The organism is Caballeronia sp. ATUFL_F1_KS39, assembly GCF_023630985.1.
Taxonomy (GTDB): Bacteria; Pseudomonadota; Gammaproteobacteria; order Burkholderiales; family Burkholderiaceae; genus Caballeronia; species Caballeronia zhejiangensis.
Map to the genome: position 1 here is coordinate 163,917 of NZ_JALQDZ010000040.1, position 18,608 is coordinate 182,524.

General features: G+C 62.5%; 21 protein-coding genes. 10 read left to right on the top strand and 11 right to left on the bottom strand.

The features are described from left to right. Window positions 1-140: 140 nt before the first annotated feature. Window positions 141-452: a hypothetical protein gene (locus tag NCR93_RS20990; protein ID WP_008347982.1), complete on the bottom strand. Its 312-nt coding sequence runs from the start codon at window positions 450-452 to the stop codon at window positions 141-143. Window positions 453-674: 222 nt separating this feature from the next. Here NCR93_RS20990 and NCR93_RS20995 point away from each other — a divergent pair, with 222 nt between their 5' ends. Together NCR93_RS20995 and ppk2 are read left to right on the top strand one after the other, a co-directional pair. Continuing rightward, window positions 675-896: an HP1242/YdcH family protein gene (locus NCR93_RS20995; RefSeq protein ID WP_008347983.1), complete on the top strand. Its 222-nt coding sequence runs from the start codon at window positions 675-677 to the stop codon at window positions 894-896. A 52-nt stretch (window positions 897-948) separates the two neighbouring features. Beyond that, on the top strand, window positions 949-2,040 hold the full coding sequence (gene ppk2, locus NCR93_RS21000) for a polyphosphate kinase 2 (RefSeq protein WP_008347984.1): 1,092 nt from the start codon (window positions 949-951) through the stop codon (window positions 2,038-2,040). Here ppk2 and NCR93_RS21005 read toward each other — a convergent pair. Then, window positions 2,037-2,927, bottom strand: coding sequence for a LysR substrate-binding domain-containing protein (locus NCR93_RS21005; protein ID WP_175980791.1), 891 nt, complete (start codon window positions 2,925-2,927; stop codon window positions 2,037-2,039). The two genes, ppk2 and NCR93_RS21005, sit on opposite strands and share 4 nt — an antisense overlap. An 82-nt stretch (window positions 2,928-3,009) precedes the next feature. On the opposite strand from NCR93_RS21005, the gene NCR93_RS21010 reads away from it, so the two are divergent. Continuing rightward, window positions 3,010-3,777: a sulfite exporter TauE/SafE family protein gene (locus NCR93_RS21010; protein ID WP_008347988.1), complete on the top strand. Its 768-nt coding sequence runs from the start codon at window positions 3,010-3,012 to the stop codon at window positions 3,775-3,777. 223 nt (window positions 3,778-4,000) lie between these two features. On the opposite strand, the gene NCR93_RS21015 is transcribed toward NCR93_RS21010, so the two are convergent. Next, on the bottom strand, window positions 4,001-4,351 hold the full coding sequence (locus NCR93_RS21015; RefSeq protein ID WP_235366225.1) for a hypothetical protein: 351 nt from the start codon (window positions 4,349-4,351) through the stop codon (window positions 4,001-4,003). A 369-nt stretch (window positions 4,352-4,720) separates the two neighbouring features. Further along, window positions 4,721-4,924: a cold-shock protein gene (locus NCR93_RS21020; protein WP_008347993.1), complete on the bottom strand. Its 204-nt coding sequence runs from the start codon at window positions 4,922-4,924 to the stop codon at window positions 4,721-4,723. 242 nt (window positions 4,925-5,166) lie between these two features. On the opposite strand from NCR93_RS21020, the gene NCR93_RS21025 reads away from it, so the two are divergent. Then, entirely contained in the window at window positions 5,167-5,955 is a 789-nt protein-coding gene (locus NCR93_RS21025; protein WP_250532279.1) for an aldolase, read from the top strand. Between the two features lie 109 nt (window positions 5,956-6,064). On the opposite strand, the gene NCR93_RS21030 is transcribed toward NCR93_RS21025, so the two are convergent. Next, window positions 6,065-6,649: a DUF1349 domain-containing protein gene (locus NCR93_RS21030; RefSeq protein ID WP_175980795.1), complete on the bottom strand. Its 585-nt coding sequence runs from the start codon at window positions 6,647-6,649 to the stop codon at window positions 6,065-6,067. A 171-nt stretch (window positions 6,650-6,820) separates the two neighbouring features. Here NCR93_RS21030 and NCR93_RS21035 point away from each other — a divergent pair, with 171 nt between their 5' ends. After that, on the top strand, window positions 6,821-8,233 hold the full coding sequence (locus NCR93_RS21035; RefSeq protein ID WP_175980797.1) for an HdeD family acid-resistance protein: 1,413 nt from the start codon (window positions 6,821-6,823) through the stop codon (window positions 8,231-8,233). A 17-nt stretch (window positions 8,234-8,250) separates the two neighbouring features. On the opposite strand, the gene NCR93_RS21040 is transcribed toward NCR93_RS21035, so the two are convergent. Then, a complete protein-coding gene (locus tag NCR93_RS21040) occupies window positions 8,251-8,508 on the bottom strand; it encodes a hypothetical protein (RefSeq protein ID WP_033536198.1) in 258 nt (85 codons plus the stop codon). Between the two features lie 38 nt (window positions 8,509-8,546). Further along, on the bottom strand, window positions 8,547-8,999 hold the full coding sequence (locus NCR93_RS32145) for a Rossmann-fold NAD(P)-binding domain-containing protein (protein WP_175980799.1): 453 nt from the start codon (window positions 8,997-8,999) through the stop codon (window positions 8,547-8,549). Here NCR93_RS32145 and NCR93_RS21050 point away from each other — a divergent pair. Continuing rightward, on the top strand, window positions 8,907-9,362 hold the full coding sequence (locus tag NCR93_RS21050; protein ID WP_488225985.1) for a hypothetical protein: 456 nt from the start codon (window positions 8,907-8,909) through the stop codon (window positions 9,360-9,362). The genes NCR93_RS32145 and NCR93_RS21050 overlap by 93 nt on opposite strands. Before the next feature lie 13 nt (window positions 9,363-9,375). Here NCR93_RS21050 and NCR93_RS21055 read toward each other — a convergent pair whose 3' ends face one another. Beyond that, the gene (locus NCR93_RS21055; protein WP_239294920.1) at window positions 9,376-10,437 is read right to left on the bottom strand and encodes a glycosyltransferase family 2 protein; all 1,062 of its coding nucleotides are present in this window, start codon (window positions 10,435-10,437) and stop codon (window positions 9,376-9,378) included. Between the two features lie 339 nt (window positions 10,438-10,776). Between NCR93_RS21055 and NCR93_RS21060 the strand changes: the two genes are divergently transcribed. Next, entirely contained in the window at window positions 10,777-11,151 is a 375-nt protein-coding gene (locus NCR93_RS21060; protein WP_175980803.1) for a hypothetical protein, read from the top strand. On the opposite strand, the gene NCR93_RS21065 is transcribed toward NCR93_RS21060, so the two are convergent. After that, window positions 11,130-12,182 (bottom strand): LacI family DNA-binding transcriptional regulator, encoded by a 1,053-nt coding sequence (locus tag NCR93_RS21065; RefSeq protein ID WP_175980805.1) that lies wholly within the window; start codon window positions 12,180-12,182, stop codon window positions 11,130-11,132. The genes NCR93_RS21060 and NCR93_RS21065 overlap by 22 nt on opposite strands. 146 nt (window positions 12,183-12,328) lie before the next feature. Here NCR93_RS21065 and NCR93_RS21070 point away from each other — a divergent pair, with 146 nt between their 5' ends. Beyond that, a complete protein-coding gene (locus NCR93_RS21070; protein WP_175980807.1) occupies window positions 12,329-13,408 on the top strand; it encodes a fatty acid desaturase family protein in 1,080 nt (359 codons plus the stop codon). 17 nt (window positions 13,409-13,425) lie between these two features. Beyond that, complete coding sequence (locus tag NCR93_RS21075; protein ID WP_008348011.1) at window positions 13,426-13,734, top strand: non-heme iron oxygenase ferredoxin subunit; 309 nt, start codon at window positions 13,426-13,428, stop codon at window positions 13,732-13,734. 83 nt (window positions 13,735-13,817) lie between these two features. Here NCR93_RS21075 and NCR93_RS21080 read toward each other — a convergent pair whose 3' ends face one another. Continuing rightward, on the bottom strand, window positions 13,818-15,773 hold the full coding sequence (locus NCR93_RS21080) for a methyl-accepting chemotaxis protein (protein WP_175980809.1): 1,956 nt from the start codon (window positions 15,771-15,773) through the stop codon (window positions 13,818-13,820). Window positions 15,774-16,174: 401 nt separating this feature from the next. On the opposite strand from NCR93_RS21080, the gene NCR93_RS21085 reads away from it, so the two are divergent. Further along, window positions 16,175-17,464, top strand: a complete 1,290-nt coding sequence (locus tag NCR93_RS21085; RefSeq protein WP_175980811.1) for an MFS transporter — start codon at window positions 16,175-16,177, stop codon at window positions 17,462-17,464. A gap of 75 nt (window positions 17,465-17,539) precedes the next feature. Here the strand turns inward: NCR93_RS21085 and NCR93_RS21090 are convergent, their stop codons facing one another. Further along, window positions 17,540-18,529 carry a LacI family DNA-binding transcriptional regulator gene (locus NCR93_RS21090; RefSeq protein ID WP_008348017.1) on the bottom strand — a complete coding sequence of 330 codons (990 nt, stop codon included), beginning with the start codon at window positions 18,527-18,529 and terminating at the stop codon, window positions 17,540-17,542. Window positions 18,530-18,608 lie beyond the last annotated feature (79 nt).

An 18,608-nucleotide genomic window follows, 5' to 3' on the forward strand; every position in this document is an offset into this window, starting at 1 on the left:
GAATGTGCGCTTTGAATGGCAATGCCTGAGCCAAGTATAAGAGATCGACAATGCGCGGCCGTGCGAACGCGCGCGCCGGTTCGCTGGGAAGGGCTCGGGCCGCTCCCGATCCAACGAGCGGCCCGACGCGCACATGGCGCCTACTTTCTCGGGGGCGCGCCCGCGGCGGCGGGCGTTCCGGGCACGGCGCCGTTTGCCGTATTGCCCGCGTTGGGGTTGTAGTTCGAGTTCGCGTTGTAGTTCGGCGTCGTCGTATTCGCGTTCGGCGTGTTCGGCGTCGCCGGCTTCAGGGGCTTCGGCTGCAGTGTCTGGTTGATTACGCCCATCTGGCCCATCTTCTTCGCGGCTTGGCTGTCCGCGCTGGCCGCCGTGGCGAAGCACAAGCCAGCAGCGCCGGCGATCAACGCAATGTGCAGGGCGCGTCCCTGCGCGCAATTGCGGCTTTTCTTCATGTCGGCCTCCTTGGCTCACGCCGGCCGCGCGGATGCCCGGCCGGCGACATCATTCTGTGCAAGGACGATACCCGGGCGAAAGAGGGTTTTGCCTAGGTGCTTGCAAATGCAATCCGCGGCGGTCTGACACAGCATCGCTTGATATTTGTCTAAGAAAAGGCCCTCTCTGGTCGGTAATATGTACTTCGAATTGCTAATTGATTATCAACCGGAGGATCAAGCATGTTTCCCGAATATCGCGATCTCATCTCGCGCCTGAAGACCGAAGACGGCCACTTCTCGCGGCTCTTCGAGCGCCACAACGAACTCGATCATCAGATCCACAACATGGAGACCGGTGTCACGCCTGCGGATGGCTTCGCTATCGAATCGCTGAAAAAAGAAAAGCTGCTGCTGAAGGACAAGCTCTACACGGTCTTGCGAAAGGCGCACGAAGCCGCCTGAAGACAAAACGACGTGAGAGACAGAGACTCCGAGCAACAACATCGAGGAAGGAATGAAGTTGATATCGCCAGGTAACACTGCCGAATCGAGCGACGGCGGCGTCGCGGCGCGAACGAAGCCGCCGTCCATCGAACAGGAAGAAACGGGCCGCGCGGTCGAAGCGGCGCATGACCTGCTGACGAGCAGCCTGGACGACATACTGAAGCGCTTCGACGCGCGAGACGGCGCACAAGCTGAATCGCTGGTCGATACCGTCCGAACCTTGATCGGCGGTATGTCGCCGGATGAAGTATCGGCGTTGCGCGCCCATCTTTTCGATGGCGACGCGATGCTGCGGGCCGCCAACGGCACGCCTGATCCCGACGACGAACTGTCGCCGTCGTGGAGAGATGGCGGCTATCCGTATCGGAACCTGATGTCGCGGCGCGCGTATGAGAAGCAGAAGTATCGCCTTCAGGTGGAGCTGCTGAAGTTGCAGGCGTGGGTGCGCGACACGGGTCAGCGCGTCGTCATCCTCTTCGAAGGGCGCGACGCGGCGGGCAAGGGTGGCACCATCAAGCGCTTCATGGAGCATCTGAATCCGCGCGGCGCGCGCGTCGTCGCACTGGAAAAGCCGTCCGAGCGCGAGCGCGGTCAGTGGTATTTCCAGCGCTATGTCGAACACTTGCCGACGGCGGGCGAAATCGTGCTCTTCGACCGCTCGTGGTACAACCGCGCGGGCGTCGAGCGCGTGATGGGCTTCTGCTCGCCGCGCGAATACGAAGACTTCATGCAGCAGGTGCCCGCGTTCGAACGGCACCTTTCGCAGAGCGGCACGCACGTCATCAAGCTGTGGTTCTCCGTGAGCCGCGCCGAGCAGCGCCGACGCTTCAAGGAGCGCGAGATTCATCCGCTGAAGCAATGGAAGCTGAGTCCGGTCGATCTCGCGTCGCTCGACAAGTGGGACGCGTACACCGACGCCAAGGAAGCCATGTTCGCGCATACCGATAGCGCGGACACGCCCTGGACCGTCGTACGCTCCGATTGCAAGAAGCGCGCGCGCCTCAACGCGATGCGCTATGTGCTGCACAAGCTGCCCTACGCGAATCGCGATCTCAAAGCGATCGGCGCGGTCGATCCGTTTATCGTCGGGCGTCCGTTCTAGCTTGCGGTTGCGCCGTCCATCAACGTTTCGGCGAGCAAACGCGCGTGCGGCGTGAGCGCGCGGAAGTCGCGGGCACACAGATGCAGACGGCGTGTCGCCCACGGCTCCGATAGCGGCACGACCGCGAGCGTCGGCCGCTCCAGCATCCGCGCCGATGCCTCGGACAGAATCGCGAGTCCGATGCCCGATTCGACGAGCATCCCGACGTTGTCGATACTGCGCATGCGGATTCGGTAGCCGATCTGCCGGCCAAGTCGCGAGGCGCGCTCCGCAAGATGCAATTCGAGCGCGGCATCCGACAGCCCGACGAATGCCTCGCCGACGATTTCCGCGAACGCCACCTCGCTTTCTCCCGCAATCCGATGCGCGCGATTCGCCACGACCACGAGTCGATCCTTCGCGAGCAGATGCGTCTCCAATTGTCCAAGATCGGTCGTGTCCGAGACGACGCCGAGATCCGCGCGCCTCTCCGCGAGCGCCTGCACGATCTCCACACTCGGGCGTTCGTCGAGATCGATCGAAAGATCGGGATAGGCGACGAGAAAACGCGAGAGTCTCGGCGGCAGGAAGGCGGCCAGCGCCGCCGTGTTGGACATCAGCCGGATGCGGCCTTTGAGGCCGGTTGCGAACGAGCGCAGCTCGCCGCGCATCTGCTCGACCTGGCCGAGAATCGCGCGCGCGTGGCGCACGAAGGCATCGCCGGCGGCGGTCGCCTGCACGCCGCGGCGGTTGCGCTCGAGCAGCGGCGCGCCAAGCGCGGCCTCCATGCCCGCGATGCGCTCGCTCGCCGAGGCCAGCGCGAGGTGCATCGCCTGAGCGCCCGCCGTGATGCTGCCGCGCTCGACCACGGTCAGGAAAAGCCGCATGTCGGTCAGATCGAAACGCATCGCGCTTCCTTCGGATTGGCCGAAGCCTCGCATTGGAAATGCCAGATTGTAAGGGGACGGCCGCGTCGCTAGCATCTGTCGCATGGAACCCTTCATTGTCGTTATCGGCGCCGGTTTTCTTGCGGGCGCGATGAATGCGCTGGCCGGCGGCGGCTCGTTCGTGAGCCTCCCCGCGATGATCGCCGCCGGCTTGCCACCGGTTCAGGCGAACGCTTCGAGCACCGTCGCGCTGTTTCCGGGCGGTGTCGTGAGCGCGTGGGCCTATCGCGACGGGCTCGGTCCGGTCGGCTCGGTGTCGATCCGCAAGATGCTCGTGACGACGCTCGCCGGCGGGCTCGTCGGCGCAGTCTTGTTGCTGTCCACGTCGTCGCGGACGTTTTCGTTCGTGCTGCCGTGGCTGCTTCTGTGCGCGAGCTTCACGCTTGCGTTCGGCCGCAAGCTGGGCGAGATGTTGCGGCGGCGCTGGCATATCGGCGCGGCGGCGGTGCTGTCGATCCAGTTCGCGCTCGGCGTGTATGGCGGGTATTTCGGCGGCGCGGTCGGCATCATGATGATGGCCGTCTGGGGCCTGCTCGATTCGCGCGACCTGAAGAGCCTTAACGCGCCGCGCACGTTGCTCGTGAGCGCGGCCAACTCGGTGGCCGTGCTGACGTTCGCGGCGGCGCAGGCAGTGCGCTGGCCGGAGACGATCGCGATGCTGCTCGCGGCGATCGCCGGCGGGTATGGCGGCGCGCAGATCGGCCGGCGCGCGCCGCCGCAGTGGGTTCGCGCGGGCACCTTGATCGTCAGCGCCGGTATCACGATTGCATTTTTCGTAAAGACCTACGGGCCGATGCTCTCGCATCGATGATCGAGTGCGTCGACGTTCAGGGAGACCGACATGATTCCCGCCTTGCTTGAGACCATCGGGGCGCTATCGCTGCTCGTAAGCATCGCGGCGAAGGTCGTCCTGCTGCGCGGATCGCGCGAGGAAGACGAGCCCGAAACGCCGAAATCCGCATCGATCAGGCGCGCGCGAATCGGATGTTTTCGCTCGAGAATCCGCGACGAAACACATCGCGCCCGTATGCCGCTCAGTGCGCGTTGCGTTCGATTGGCGGCAGGCCGAGCGGCTTTCTCGCGGACTCGTAGGCACGGATGAAGCGCGGATCGTCGTCGAGTTCGCGCGCCATCCACTTGGACAGATCCGCGCCGCAAGCCGGGTCGGCGATGTCGCGGAAGCACGGCGAATTCGCCGGCATCATGCTGGCGGCCCAGTAGAAGCCGAAGAGCGCCTGCTTTTCCGCTGGGTCCATGGCGATGGCCTGGGGATCGGCGCCCGAAAGCCAGCGATCGAGCCTGGCAGACAAGGACGCTTCGGTTTCGCGGCTATCGTAGGAAAACACGTAACCGCCGCCCGCCTGGGCGGTGCGAAAGTCGTTCATCACAACCTCCGAGACGAAACGCGCGGCATTTTGATTCGCCGCGAACGATTGCGCGCGCGCATCGCAAGTCAGGAACCAAACGAAGACGAGCAATGCTTTTGTTTTGTGCCGAACCAGCGGACGGCATTTTTTCCGATTGCTTGCCGAGTTCACGTGAATCAGAGGAAAGAATTTCGCATTACCGTCAATGAGAACGGCGCTGCAAATACAGTATTTATTCTACTGATTTATTCAAAGGACATGCGCGCCGAGGTCAGTTTGCGCTGGCGCGAAAATCCCGACCATCCGGTAGATAAATAATCTCCGCGTGCACCAATGCAAAAACGGCCCATACGGGCCGTTTCGTGCCTGAGGCGCCAGCGTTGAAACTTACAGCGGCTGGATCGTCGAAGCTTGCTTGCCCTTCGGGCCTTGCTTGACTTCGAAGCTCACCTTTTGATTCTCCTGGAGAGACTTGAAACCCTTGGACTGGATTTCGGAGAAATGTGCAAACAAGTCTTCACCGCCGTCGTCCGGCGTGATGAAGCCAAAACCCTTTGCATCGTTGAACCACTTCACAGTACCTGTTGCCATTTTTCCAAACCCTATTGAGACGAATTACGTTGAAGATGCGCTTCGAATTTCGAGCGGCATAGAGTTTTACCATGCCACAAGTCGGAGTTCAAATAAGCGTTTCTGCTAAGAGACATGACATACACGCGTCATACTCCGCGCTCAGGCGCCGGTCGCGCTGATTTTTTTTGTCGGACATAATGCGCGCGTCCGTTCGATTATCCTCGCCTTCACGGTCACGCAAACGACAAAGGCAAGCTCATATGGCACATACGCTTTCCAGCGGCGCACCGCGCGCCGCGTCCGCTTCCGCACGGCTCGACGCGCCCGGGATCGCCGAAGCGCGCCGGCAGCTTGCAGCCTGCTTCCGGCTGGCGGCGCTGAACGGGTTCGAAGAGGGCGTCTGCAATCATTTTTCCGCGATGGTTCCAGGGCACGACGATCTGTTCTTCGTGAACCCCTACGGCTATGCGTTCGGCGAGATCACGGCGTCGCGTCTGCTGATCTGCGATTTCGACGGCAACGTAATCGACGGCGAAGGCGAGCCCGAAGCGACCGCATTCTACATTCACGCACGCGTGCACAAGCTGATGCCGCGCGTGAAGGCGGCTTTTCATACGCATATGCCGAACGCGACCGCACTGTGCCTGCTCGACGGCCCGCCGCTTCTGTGGCTCGGGCAGACGTCGCTGAAGTTCTACGACCGCACGGCGGTCGACGAGGACTACAACGGTCTCGCACTCGACAACGCGGAAGGCGATCGCATCGCGCGCAGGATGGGCGACGCCGATATCCTGTTCCTCAAGAATCACGGCGTGATGGTTGCAGGCGCAACTATCGCGGAGGCTTGGGACGATCTCTACTATCTGGAGCGCGCGGCCGAAGTGCAATTGCGCGCGATGAGCGCGAACCGGCCGCTCAAGCCGGTGCCGCACGAGATCGCGCAGCGCACGTACGAACAGATGCGCGCGGGCGATGCCGAAAGCGCGCGGGCGCATCTCGCGAGTGGCATGCGCCAGTTGCGCGCGCGAGGCATCGATTTCGAGGCGTGATGACTCCTTCGCGTCGAAGCGCCTGAACCAGCCGCGTTTGCCCATGTCGGTCTGCTGCAGGAATCGCGGCCTGGCCCTGCAAATGAGTGTTTTTGCGAGCCGGTGTGCCTTACATCGAGATGTCGTGCAGGTCTTTCACGATGGGCGGCCCGATCGTGAAGTCTGAGAAATGGACCGTGAGACCGCCGCGCTCGGGCGTGCAACACATCGGGCCGACGAGCCATCGTGCGTTCGCGCTGCTCGATGAGAAAGGCGCGAGACGCATGAGCGTCCAGTTGCGTTCATCGGCGCTGCATTGCACTTTCAGCACGCCTTGCGCGATCGTCACGCGAAGCCGGAAGCGGTTTGCGCCGGCACGCGAGCCGAGCGACCAGTCCGAGAGGTCGTTCGTGAGTACGGTGCTGAACGTGAGCGCGCCGTCGTTGTATTCGGCGCCGGCCTTGATCCAGCGCTCGGGGCTTTCGCGGATCATCAGGCCCGCCTGATCGTATAGCGCGGAGAAATCGCCAGCGACGGCGACTTCCGCCGTAAAGTCGCCTTCCACGCTCGCCGCGAAAACATGGCCGTTGTCGCGCACGAAGCCGTAATGCGTCTTGCGCCAGAAGTCGGTGTTCGTGTCGGTCGTGACGATGAGCGTGTCGTTGTCGACGCGCCATTGCGCGGGCTCGTTGATCCATCGGCATTGCTCGAACATGGCGTCTGGCGTCGCGTGAAGATGGCAGCGCAAGTATTTCACGGCGCGCAAGCCGTCATGCTGCCGCGCGTGACGCAGCGCAGGGCAACGAACGGTCGTAGGAAAACGGTTTTCTGTGTCGACTGCATTAACATACGAACACTTACCGTCACGCTTTGAATCGAGAGAACGATGGTCAAGCTGATGATGATTCTGCTGGGCGTCGACTATTTGCGCAATCGTTGGCGCAGCCTGACCGTCACGAGCTGGTTGCTTCTGGCCGTCGGCATCGGCGTCTTCATCGATGCCCTCGACGGCGCGCTCGGCTTTCCGGTCGCGTTCGTCGGCTGGCTGCTGCTGATCGAGGGCGCGCTGACATTGTCCGTCGCGTGGGCGGGCGTCGGCGGACAGCGCAGACTGCGCTATGCGAAGGGCATTGCATTCGTTCTTACTGCCGCGTTGATCTTCGAAGGCGATCATCACGGTCACTTCATTCTTTCGATCCTGATCGGGCTCGCGTTTATCTTCGACGGCCTGTTGCAGGCGACATCGGCGCTTGTCGTACGTTACCGGCGCTATCGTGTCGCACTCGGCTTCGCCATCTTCGAGATCGTCCTCGGCATCTTCATGATTCAACCGTATCCGACGCATTACAAAGGCACGGTGCCGTATTGCATCGGTGCGTTCTTTATCTTCGCGGGCTGGAATCTGATCATGATCGGCATGCGCGTGCGCAAGCTGACGAGCAATCCGGCCGTATGGGGCGATGCAAGCGCGGAAGCGGCGAGCGTTGCGGACAAGGCGCCCGATAACGAAGCGCGCGTCTTGCAAGCCAGCGAATGGGACGGCCCACCCGCCGATAACGAACCGGCGCTCACCGTGCATGTGTGGACGCCGGTCGGATCGTCGAAGGCCGAAACGCAATGGCACCCGATCGTCGATCGTTATATCGCCGCGGTGGATCGCAATGGCGTGATCTCGACGGGACACGCGGCGCTCGAATCGCCGGAAGGCATCTATGTGAGTCTCTATCCCGCGGTTGAAATCGACCGCTCGCCCGATGACTTCGCGCGCCTGCTGCGTGCCACGCGCGAGAACGATGTGCCCGGCGTGTTCCAGCCGAGTTATGCGATCGAATCGAAGGCATGGTGTCCATCGACCGTGCGCGTGCGTATCCGCAATTACGACCCGGCGCGGCTCGATAGTTTCTGGCGCAACTATCGCGCGGATACGACTTATAACCTCACGCACCGCAACTGTTCGAGCAGCGTGTCGCGCGCACTCGACGCCGCGCTCGAAGGGGCGGCAGGGCGCCTTTACGGTTCGCGCGCGGGTTGGGGCGCGCTCGTCAGGATGATCGTGACGCCGGAACTGTGGGTCGCGGCGCAGATACGCAAGCGCGCGGTGACGATGGCCTGGACGCCCGGCCTCACGCTCGACTATGCGCGCGCGCTCAGCATGGTTGCCGATCCGCGTCCCTATGGCTGGCTAAAGGTCGCGCGCATGGCGCTTACGACGATGCGCAAGTCGCGGCGTGCATGGCGCGAGGAAGGTGCGCTTGCGCAGAACGGCGGATCGAATGCCGATCCGCCCGCACGCGTTTGATGCGCTGCGCCGCTACGCTATAGATCGAGGTCTTCGGCTTCCTTGCGTGCGCGGCGTTCCTCGTTCGCGCGCCGTGCGCGCAAGCGCTGACGCGATAGCTGAGCGATCACTTCGCCCGTCGACGCGCCCGGCGGAATCTCATTGCGAATGACCTTCGGCACCATCGGCAATCCCATGCGTTGTCGACGCAGCGCGCGGGCGATGGCGGTGCGGCATTCCTGACCGTGACAGTCCCATTCGTCACGGATTCGCTCGCAGTAGGGACATTTTTCCATCCCTCAAGTCTACCGCGAAACAGTGGCGGCTTCGTGCGTCACACATCCCATACGCCGCTCGCCGCGGCTCGCGTGGCGTAGTCCTCGAACGAGCAGGCTTCGCGATGCAACGCGGCGCGCACGCCATCGGCGGGCTTGTCGTTGCGGCCATCCAGCACGGTCGTGAAGAGATAGAGAATCAGGTCGGTCTCGGGCTTCGGCACGCCAGCCGCGAGCAGAGCGTCGCGAAATGCATGGGGCGGCACGGGCACGAGCCGCATGTCACGTCTCGTCGCTCTCGCGATGCATGCGAGCGCTTCGGCGAAAGTGATCGCGCGAGGTCCGGTGAGTTCGTAAAGTCGCTTTTCGTGGCCTGGCTGCGTGAGTGCGGCGACGGCTGCATCGGCGATATCTTCCGCATCGACGAAAGGCTCTTTGATATCGGCGACGGGCAGCGCGAGCGTGCCCTCACGGATCGGATCCAGCAGAAAGCTCTCGCTGAAGTTCTGCATGAACCAGCTGCAACGCAGGATGGTCCAGCTCGCCCCGGAGCGTTGCAGCGCTTCTTCCGCCGCCTGCGCTTCTTCTTCGCCACGTCCCGACAACAGCACGATGCGTTCGGCGCCGCTCGACAACGACGCGTCGAAGAATACATCGAGATCGCGGAGAGCCGCGCGTGCGGCGCATTGCTGGCGTCGGCGATCCGGCGCGTGATGCCGCGTGCGGACAGCAAGCGCGTCAATGCGCTCGCGTTCCTGATCTGGCAGCCAGGCGAAGAAACAATGCGCCTTGCCGTCGCGCACAAGCGCGGTGAGGGCGCATTGCTCGTCGATGCCTATAAGCGAATGAGCTTGCGCGCCATCGAAGAGGCGTGAAAGGGGGGCCGCGTCATCCGCTCAACTGATTGGACGTGCTCGGCCGCCGCGCACGCTGATGATGATCGAGGCTGCGGCGCAACACCTTTTTCACGAGGCCCTTGAGGAAGTGGATCGAGCGGTCCGCGCGTACGTTCAGATCGAACGGCTTCAGTTCGACAACCTGACGCTTGCCGCCTTCGGTGAGTTTCTCGCGCATCTTCCGATGATCGACGGCCATGGCCGTGAGCGTCTCGGACGCCTGCTTGAACGAAGCGCGATCGACGCGCGCGCAAACGTGGCACGCACGCTGAAAGAGCTTGTCGAAGACGGTGAGCCAGAAATCGTCCATGTCACTGCCGTCGCAACGTGCGAGCGCTTCCTGCCCTGTGAGGCGCAGATTGTGCATGTCGCGCAGCTTGGCTGTCTGCGTGATGCTGCCGAAGCGCCGCCGATAGCCGATTAGCGGCGCGGGAATCCGATAGATGCTTTTTGCGCGCAGATAAGTCGAGGGCACGAGGGCCATGTCTTCGTAGTTTCGTCCTTCGGGAAAGGGCGCTGCGTCGAACAGGTTGGTGCGATAGACGCGCGCCCACGCAAAGGTATGGAATCGATCGGCAAACTGCTGCAGCGCCGCGCGATCCATCGGATGACCGCCGCTCGTCGCATGGTCGACGAGTTCGATGTTATCGAGCTCGCGGTCGTCGTCATCGATGATCTTGACGTTGTACTCCACCACATCCCACTTGCGCTCGGCGAGCACCGGGATCATCGCTTCGGTGAAGCCCTTCAGATAGATATCGTCGCCGTCCAGGAAGCCGACATAAGGCGTTCGCACCGCCGCGAGGCCGGTATTGCGCGCGGCGCTCAGGCCGCGATTTTCCTGGTGTATCAATTCGATGTGCACGCCGCGATCGCGCTCCACGACCGAGCGCGCTGCCGCATAGGTCTCATCGCGAGAACCGTCATCGACCACGATGACCTTCATCGCGTCGATATGAGGTTGGGACAGCAGGGATTCGAGCGCTTCCTCGATGTATCCCTCGATGTTATAAGCCGCCACGACGATGCTGAGCAGCGGACTGGTGTCTCGCAAGGAGTCACTCTCAAACGGCATGGATGACGCTCTCCGTCGATTGATTGGGCTCTGTCTCTCCGCACGCACCATGCGAAGAGCCGTTGTCGATGTCCCGCCGTGCCGCCGCGCGCAAACGCGCATCACCTTGTGATTGATTGCGGCACGACCGGACATGCAGCTGGTCTGATGGATGAGGCTGGCTCGATCACCGTACAAGACGGGAAGCTCTGGCAGCGCATTATTGTTGGAGCATGTCACGTCATATGGCGGGCCCCGGACACCCCGGCCTGACGTGCATGTCGATGGAACAATCGTTAATAGAGCCGTTTTTGCCGGGCGGGTTCCCCGAGCAACTGCATGCTAGTCCTTCAAAGCAACGAAGCGATGACACTCGCCTCTTTCAGCGTGCAGGCAAATGCAGTCCACCGGGACATACTAGTGGAAAAACGGCCGCGTGAAGCTGGGATTTCATCGCCGCCGCTTCATATCGGCGACGCAGGATGGCTCGCAAACGTTATCGTCCTGAGTCGATGGTCGCAGTTCGGTGCGCTCGGCCACATGCCCGAGCATCTTCAGCATTTAGTCGTGACAAACGGTTTCTGCGTGCAAGCGACTGTAGCAATGCACTGCATATTTTTCTCATCACTTTCGCGTCGTGAGGTCGAAGAAGAAAAAAATGCGCATTCAGTTGAAGCGGCACGCTATCAAGCTCAGACGTTCTCCGGCGTATAAAGCTGCGCCGGCAGCGGATACTGGCTGGCCTGCGCTGCTTCGCCCGGCAGCGCTTGCAACGCGCGCAGCATTGCCTGAATGGCCGTCTCGGCGATGCGTTGAAGCGGCGTGTCGATCACGAGATCGATGACGCCTTCGACGAGCGCCTCGTACCGGTCGGGCATCAGGTCGCTGCACACGGTGACGATGCGTCGTCCCGCGGCCTCTTCGCGCAGCGCGCGTATCACGCCGCCCACGCCACCGCCGGGGATATAGAGGCCGGCGAGATCGGCATGACGCGCGAGCATCGCGAGCGTCGCCTCGTAAGCGAGTTGCTTGTCTTCGAGATTGATCTGCGTATCGAGCACGCGCAATCCGGGCGCATGTTCGCGCAAGTACGAGCGAAAGCTGATCTCGCAGCTTTCCTGACCGAGATAACGCGGCGTGCCGACGAACACGCCAACAGTGCCTTCGTCGCGACGCGTGAGGCGGCTCACGGCCCACGCGGCCGTGCGTCCGCTCTTGCGCGGATCGACGCCGATATAACCCGCGCGTAAGGGCGCACTCAGATCCGACAGCAACGTGACCGTCGGCTTGCCCTGCCCGTGAAGCGTTTCGATTGCGGCGGTCACATGCGGATGGTCCACTGCGACCACGCCGAGCGCATCCACCTGCTCGCCGAGCGTAAGCAGCGTGCGTGCGATGGAAGCCGGATCGAGTTCATCCATGTACTCGATGACGGCGTTGCAATGCTCCGGTTCGTGGCGCGCGGCGGCATCCGTCAGAATGCGCGCGAGCGTCTGATAGAAGGGATCCGCACGTTTCTGCAGACAGAAGCCGAGTGCGTAGCGTTCATGGCGCTCGCCGCGTTGCGCGCGCAGACGTTCGCGCATCAAGCCTGCGCCGTGATAGCCGATGCGCTCGGCTGCCTCGATCACGCGCAATGCAGTGCCTTCGCGCACGCTGAGACGTCCGTTGAAGACGCGATCCACTGTTGCCGGACTGACGCCGGCAGCCTCGGCCACGGATTGAAGCGTGGGACGCTTGCTCATCTTTGGTGTAATTGATGGGTTTTCAATTCGCGCGATGATGCCTAAAGATAGCAAATGCGCGAGAAGATTGCGCGGGCGATGCATCCGCTTTTATCATCGAATCAGCAATGACGAATGATGCAAATCCAATCATCGCTTGAGGTGACATGATGGATTCCGAGCAGGCGCAAGGTGCGGGCGCGCGGGACGGCTATCGCGATTACCGGCTCATCGGCGGCGCAGGCGAGCGTGCGAAAGCGTCGGGCCTGGTCAATGCGGACTGGTACAAGTGCGCGGTGCCGCGGCCGGTCATGAAGAGCCTGATGCAGCGTGGCGATGCACGCGCCATCCGCGACACCTTGCTCTGGTATGCGTCGATCATCGCGAGCGGCGTGCTGGCGTGGTTCGCATGGCAAGCGCATTCGCTCTGGGCGATTCCCGCATTTCTTCTTTACGGCACGCTCTATTGCAGCCCCGCCGATTCGCGCTGGCACGAAAGCGGTCACGGCACCGCATTCAAGACGTCGTGGATGAACAAGGCGCTCTATCAGTTCGCGTCGTTTCAGGTGTTTCGCCGGCCGACGATCTGGCGCTGGAGTCACGCGCGTCATCACACGGATACGCTGGTCGTCGGAAGGGATCGCGAGATTGCCGTGCCGCTGCCGACGGACTGGCTGAGTCTCGCATTGAACGTCTTCGCGCTGAAGCACGCAGCGGGCGAAGTGCCGAAGATCGTTTCATCGGCGTTCGGCAATATCGGCGACGAAGAAAAGACCTACGTGCCGGAATCGGAATGGCCGAAAGTCATTCTTGAAGCGCGCGTGACGCTCGCGATCTATGCGGCGGTGATTGGCGCATGCTTCGTGTCTCATTCCATCCTTCCCCTGCTTTATATCGGCTTGCCGAGTCTCTACGGCGCGTGGCTCTATCTCTTCTTCGGCCTCACGCAGCATGCGGGCATGCCTGAGAACGTGCTGGATCATCGCAAGAACTGCCGCACGGTGATGATGAATCCCGTGTTCCGCTTTCTGTATCTGAACATGAACTATCACGTCGAACATCACATGTTCCCGATGGTGCCTTATTACGCGCTGCCGCGCCTGCACGAAGCGGTGAAGCATGACATGCCGCCGCCTTACACGAGCACGATCGCGGCATATGCAGAGATCATTCCGGCGCTCGTGCGGCAAACGCGCGATCCGTCGTATCACGTCGAAAGACCGATGCCCGCCGCGACGCAGGCATGACCAAGGAGGCCGTTCCGATGACGCAATGGATCGATGCAGCTGCGATGGACGATATCGAAGACGAAGACGTGATGCGTTTCGATCACGATGGCCGCACCTTCGCGATCTATCGTGTGAACGATGCCGTCTATGCCAGCGATGGCCTATGCACGCACGAGCACGTTCATCTGAGTGACGGATTCGTGATGGACCACGTCATCGAATGTCCGAAGCACAACGGACGCTTCGACATTCGCGACGGCCGGCCGCTGTGCGCGCCTGTTTGCGAAAAGCTGCGGACGTATCCCGCGAAAGTCGAGGATGGCCGCATCTTCATCGAGGTCTGATGCCCCGTCGACGATCGACGTCGGTATGTGGCGCGCACGACGACGCGCCACGTCCGCTTGAACCGCTATGAATGCGCGAAGGCTTAAACGCGGAACATGCTGACGACGCGCGCAAGCCGCTCGGCCTGATCGCGCAGTTCGGCGGTGGAATGCTCCGCTTCACCGACGAGCGCGGCGTTCTGTTGCGTCGCTTCGCCGATCAGCATGACCGCGCTGTTCACCTGCTCGATGCCGCTTGCCTGCTCGCGTGACGCAACGCCGATTTCATCGACGATGGCATTCACGCGCGAGACTTGCTCGACGATGCCGCCCATCGTGCTGCTCGCTTCCTCGGCGATCTTGTAGCCGTGCGAGACCTTCGCGGCCGATTCGGCGATCAGCACTTCGATCTCTTTGACTGCGCCCGCGCTGCGCTGTGCGAGCGCGCGCACTTCCGATGCGACCACCGCGAAGCCCTTGCCGTGCTCGCCCGCGCGCGCGGCTTCGACGGCAGCGTTCAACGCGAGAATGTTGGTCTGGAACGCGATGCCTTCGATCGTCGCGGTGATGTCGGCGATGCGTCGCGCCGATGCGTCGATCTCGCCCATCGTCGCGACCACGCGCCCGACTGCATGACCGCCTGCGCGCGCGGCATCGGATGCGGACGCGACGAGCGTCCCCGCCTGCGCCGTATTCGCAGCGTTCTGCTGCACGGTGCTCGTGATTTCTTCCATGCTCGCAGCGGTTTCTTCGACGCTCGCGGCCTGGGTTGCGATGCGCGTGGCGATATCGCTGCTGCCCGATGCAATGCGCGCCGTCCCTTCGTTCATGTCCGCCGATGCGCTGCGCACCTGCGCGACGATGCCCGCGAGTCCGCGCGCGATGCCGTCGATCGCACGCATCAGCCGGCCGATATCGTCCTCGCGCGCGCTGTCGATACGCACGGTCAGGTCGCCCGCGGCGATGCGTTCCGACGCGCGCGTCACGTCGTCGATGGGACGGCCCACGAGTCGCGTGACCGCATAGAGCAGCACGCCGACGAGCAGCGCCACGATGACGAGCCCGAGAACCAGGAAGCGATTGCGGCTCGCGTGAACGTCGGCGAGCACTTCGTCGCGATATGCAATGCCGCCGATCATCCATTGCCATTGCGGCACCGTCATATAGATGATTTCCTTGTTGCCGCCATGCACGCGCGAATCCGCGCCCGCGATATCGGGGCCGTCGAACGAGAGCTCGCCTTCGTGCGTGTCGAGCATCTGCTTGAAGGGCGCAACGCGCTCATCGGCCAGTTCGCCTTTCGAACCGGGATGCACGAGCAGCTTGCCGCGGTTCGGGCCAGTCGATGCATCGACGACGAAGTGATAGCCGCTCGCGCCGATCGCGAGCTTCGCGATGGTGTCCTGCAACGCTGCGAATTCGGATGTCACGTCGACGCCAACGAAAAGTGCGCCGATGATGCGTCCCGATGCATCGGTGACGGGCTTGTACGCGGTGATGTACTGCTTGCCGAAAAGCGCCGCGATGCCGATATAGGGCTTGCCTGCAAGGATCGGCGCATACGCGGGGCCCTTGCGGTCGAGCAGCGTGCCAATCGCGCGCGTGCCGTCCTGCTTCTTGAGCGACGTCGTCACGCGCACGAAATCGTCCCCGGTGCGGGCGAAGATCGTCGCGATGGCGCCGCTTTCCTCGAGGAAAGCGTCGGGAATCGTGAAGTCGTTGTTCAGCGCCTTGTCGCCCGCGAGGAAAGTCGGCGTGGCTTTACCGTCGATGTCCACGGTGCGGGTTTCATCGAGCGCGAACGTCGAAGGCAGACGATGCGCGAAGATCGTCATGAAGCGCGTGACTTCCGCGCTCACGGCCTTGTCGAAGAGGCCGATCATCGTCGCGATCGAGCGATTCTCGCTTTCGACGCGCGCGAGCGCATGCGTATCGACTTGCTCGCCCGCGCTGCGCGTGACGGCGATGGTGAAGAACGCGACGACGACTGCCGTGAGCGCGCAGGCGAGCACGGCGAATTTGGTCCCGACGTTGGTCCGGGCCAGAACATTACGAAACATGGGGAATCACTGGGCGATAAGAGTTGTGATGATCCTTATCGGCAGATGCTTAAGAAACTTTAATTTACCGCAGGCATGAAAGCCATTGCGATGGCTTCGCGTGCGCCGAGCGGCTCCTGTTTTCCAAGACAACTCCTAGAAAACGATTAACTTTCAGTACGCGTCGATACGGGTGGTGAAAGGGCCTCCAATTGGCCCGTCAGCAACAGTTCTGCCACAGATTAGGGCAAATACTAGGATAGCCAGTAGGCAGCAAACCCACTATTCTTCGAAAAAACGTTTTCCAAAACCTCGGCGAGCTTGCGCTTTTAACCGGCGCAAAGCCATCGCCCACGGCGCTCGTCGCCGTTCACGCAACAAGAAACGCGGCACGACGAGCGCCGCCGCGTCCGGAGACTTACATGAACACTGTCGTTGCCGGCGTCGTGCGTACCGCCAGCCGCTATCGCTGGACCGTGTGCGCGCTGCTGTTTTTCGCCACGGTCATCAACTACATGGACCGGCAGATCCTCGGTCTGCTCGCCCCGATGCTGCAGCACGACATCGGCTGGACGCAGGTGCAGTACGGCCGCATCGTGATCGCGTTCTCGGCTTTCTATGCGATCGGCCTGCTGTGTTTCGGGCGTATCGTCGACTGGCTCGGCACGCGCATCTCTTATGCGCTCGCGATGTTCGTCTGGAGCATCGCCGCGATGCTGCACGCGGCCGTCGGCTCCGTGATGGGCTTCGCCATGGTCCGCGCGCTGCTGGGCATCGGCGAGGGCGGCAACTTCCCCGCGGCCATCAAGACGACCGCCGAATGGTTCCCGCGCCGTGAGCGCGCCCTCGCGACTGGTATTTTTAATTCCGGCGCGAACATCGGCGCGGTCTTCGCACCGGCACTCATTCCCGCGCTCGCGGTGGCCTTCGGGTGGCGCGCTGCGTTCGTGATGGTCGGCGCGATCGGCCTCGTGTGGCTCGTCGTGTGGTTCGTGATGTACCGCCAGCCGGACGGCCGCGCGCACGACGACGAAATCGCCGACGAAGGCGACGACACCAACGCCGCCGACGCGGCCAACGCCAAGGCGCGCGCGCCGGGGTTCAAGGAACTCATCAGGAAGCGTGAGACGTGGGCGTTCATCGTCGGCAAGTTCCTGACGGACCCGGTGTGGTGGTTCTATCTGTTCTGGCTGCCGAAGTGGCTCAACGAATCGCGCGGCATGGACATGCAGCACATCGGCTTGCCGCTCGTCGTGATCTACGCGATCACGACCATCGGCAGCATCGGCGGCGGCTGGATTTCTTCCGCGCTGCTGCGCGCGGGCTGGACCGTGAATGCGGCGCGCAAGACGGCAATGCTGATCTGCGCATGCGCCGTGTTGCCGATCGCGTTCGTTTCGCAGGCAGAAAACCTGTGGGTCGCGGTGGCCATCGTCGGTCTCGCCGCAGCAGCGCATCAGGGCTGGTCGGCGAACCTCTTCACGACGGCATCGGACTTGTTCCCGCGACGTGCGGTGGGCGCGGTGGTCGGCATCGGCGGCATGGCCGGTTCGATCGGCGGCGTGCTGTTCTCGGAAGTGATCGGCCAGGTGCTGCAACGCACGGGTCACTACTGGGTGCTGTTCGCGATCGGCGCATCGGCGTATCTCATCGCCTTCGGGATCATGCACTTGCTCACGCCGAAGATGACGCCGGCGAAGCTCGCAGCGTAATTCGTATTAGCGATTATTAGTCAAGACATGCGCCGCGCCGCCCGCACTCGCAACTTGCAGGCAGCGCGGCGTACGTCATGCAGCGGCAGCAGTCGATTCACGCACGATGAGCCGCGGCTCGAACATGGAGTTGCCCGGATCGGGATGACCGGCGAGGGCGTCGATGAGCTTCTGCATCGCGAGTTCGCCCATCTTCTCGCTCTGAATGTCGACGGTCGTGAGTCCCGGCGCGGCGTATGCGCCGTAGGGCACGTTGTCGATGCCGGTCACCGAGACGTCCTGCGGCACGCGAATGCCGAGCGAAGCGGCTTCCTTCATGAAGCCGAGCGCGATCAGGTCGTTGTAGCAGATCACCGCTTGCGGGCGCTTCGGACCGAGCATCACGCGCGAGCAAGCCTGTTCGCCGGCAAGCGACGTTGGCGCATGGGCTTCGTAGATATCGAGTTCGAGGCCCGCTTCGGCGAGACACTCGCGCGCGCCGCGAATGCGTTCATCGTTGATGCGCGCGTGCTCGAAGCCGAGATACGCGATGCGGCGATGCCCGAGATCGAGCAGATGACGCGCGAGCATGTAAGTAGCGAGGCGGCTGTTGATGCCGACGCTCGGAATCGGCAGCTCGGCGTTACGCAGCAGCACGACGGGCTTGTCGAGATCGAGCATCCACTGCGCGTTTTCGTCTGCCAGGCGCGAGCTGACGAGCAGGCCGTCCACGCGTTGCGCGAGCGCTTCGATGAGCGGCCGCTCGCGCGCCTGATTCTCGTCGATATCGACGAGCAGCAGCGTGTAGTCGTGCCGCAGCGCAATGCGGTTCGCGCCTTTCACGACATGCGTGAAGTGCGGATTGCTGATGTCGAGGATCGTGAGACCGATGGTGCGCGTCTTGCCGGTAATCATCGAGCGCGCAAGCGGGTTCGAGCGGTAGCCGAGCGAATCGATGGCTTCCTTGAGCTTGGCCTCGACCGGCGCGGAGAAGCGCTGCGCGCCATTGATGTACTTCGAGACGGTCGCGACGGAGACGCCCGCCGCAGCGGCGACGTCGCGAATGGTCGGGGAAATTTTTTTCATTCGGAGGGTAACGTTTTCGCACTGTTAACGGATTGTCGCAGAAATTCGGGAAACGATGACATCGAAACTTGCGTTTTGC

Coding starts and splice junctions, on each gene's coding strand:
- NCR93_RS20990 (WP_008347982.1), bottom strand. CDS start 452: ATGAAGAAAAGCCGCAATTGCGCGCAGGGACGCGCCCTGCACATTGCG.
- NCR93_RS20995 (WP_008347983.1), top strand. CDS start 675: ATGTTTCCCGAATATCGCGATCTCATCTCGCGCCTGAAGACCGAAGAC.
- ppk2 (WP_008347984.1), top strand. CDS start 949: ATGAAGTTGATATCGCCAGGTAACACTGCCGAATCGAGCGACGGCGGC.
- NCR93_RS21005 (WP_175980791.1), bottom strand. CDS start 2,927: ATGCGTTTCGATCTGACCGACATGCGGCTTTTCCTGACCGTGGTCGAG.
- NCR93_RS21010 (WP_008347988.1), top strand. CDS start 3,010: ATGGAACCCTTCATTGTCGTTATCGGCGCCGGTTTTCTTGCGGGCGCG.
- NCR93_RS21015 (WP_235366225.1), bottom strand. CDS start 4,351: ATGAACGACTTTCGCACCGCCCAGGCGGGCGGCGGTTACGTGTTTTCC.
- NCR93_RS21020 (WP_008347993.1), bottom strand. CDS start 4,924: ATGGCAACAGGTACTGTGAAGTGGTTCAACGATGCAAAGGGTTTTGGC.
- NCR93_RS21025 (WP_250532279.1), top strand. CDS start 5,167: ATGGCACATACGCTTTCCAGCGGCGCACCGCGCGCCGCGTCCGCTTCC.
- NCR93_RS21030 (WP_175980795.1), bottom strand. CDS start 6,649: ATGTTCGAGCAATGCCGATGGATCAACGAGCCCGCGCAATGGCGCGTC.
- NCR93_RS21035 (WP_175980797.1), top strand. CDS start 6,821: ATGGTCAAGCTGATGATGATTCTGCTGGGCGTCGACTATTTGCGCAAT.
- NCR93_RS21040 (WP_033536198.1), bottom strand. CDS start 8,508: ATGGAAAAATGTCCCTACTGCGAGCGAATCCGTGACGAATGGGACTGT.
- NCR93_RS32145 (WP_175980799.1), bottom strand. CDS start 8,999: ATGCAGAACTTCAGCGAGAGCTTTCTGCTGGATCCGATCCGTGAGGGC.
- NCR93_RS21060 (WP_175980803.1), top strand. CDS start 10,777: ATGCTAGTCCTTCAAAGCAACGAAGCGATGACACTCGCCTCTTTCAGC.
- NCR93_RS21065 (WP_175980805.1), bottom strand. CDS start 12,182: ATGAGCAAGCGTCCCACGCTTCAATCCGTGGCCGAGGCTGCCGGCGTC.
- NCR93_RS21070 (WP_175980807.1), top strand. CDS start 12,329: ATGATGGATTCCGAGCAGGCGCAAGGTGCGGGCGCGCGGGACGGCTAT.
- NCR93_RS21075 (WP_008348011.1), top strand. CDS start 13,426: ATGACGCAATGGATCGATGCAGCTGCGATGGACGATATCGAAGACGAA.
- NCR93_RS21080 (WP_175980809.1), bottom strand. CDS start 15,773: ATGTTTCGTAATGTTCTGGCCCGGACCAACGTCGGGACCAAATTCGCC.
- NCR93_RS21085 (WP_175980811.1), top strand. CDS start 16,175: ATGAACACTGTCGTTGCCGGCGTCGTGCGTACCGCCAGCCGCTATCGC.
- NCR93_RS21090 (WP_008348017.1), bottom strand. CDS start 18,529: ATGAAAAAAATTTCCCCGACCATTCGCGACGTCGCCGCTGCGGCGGGC.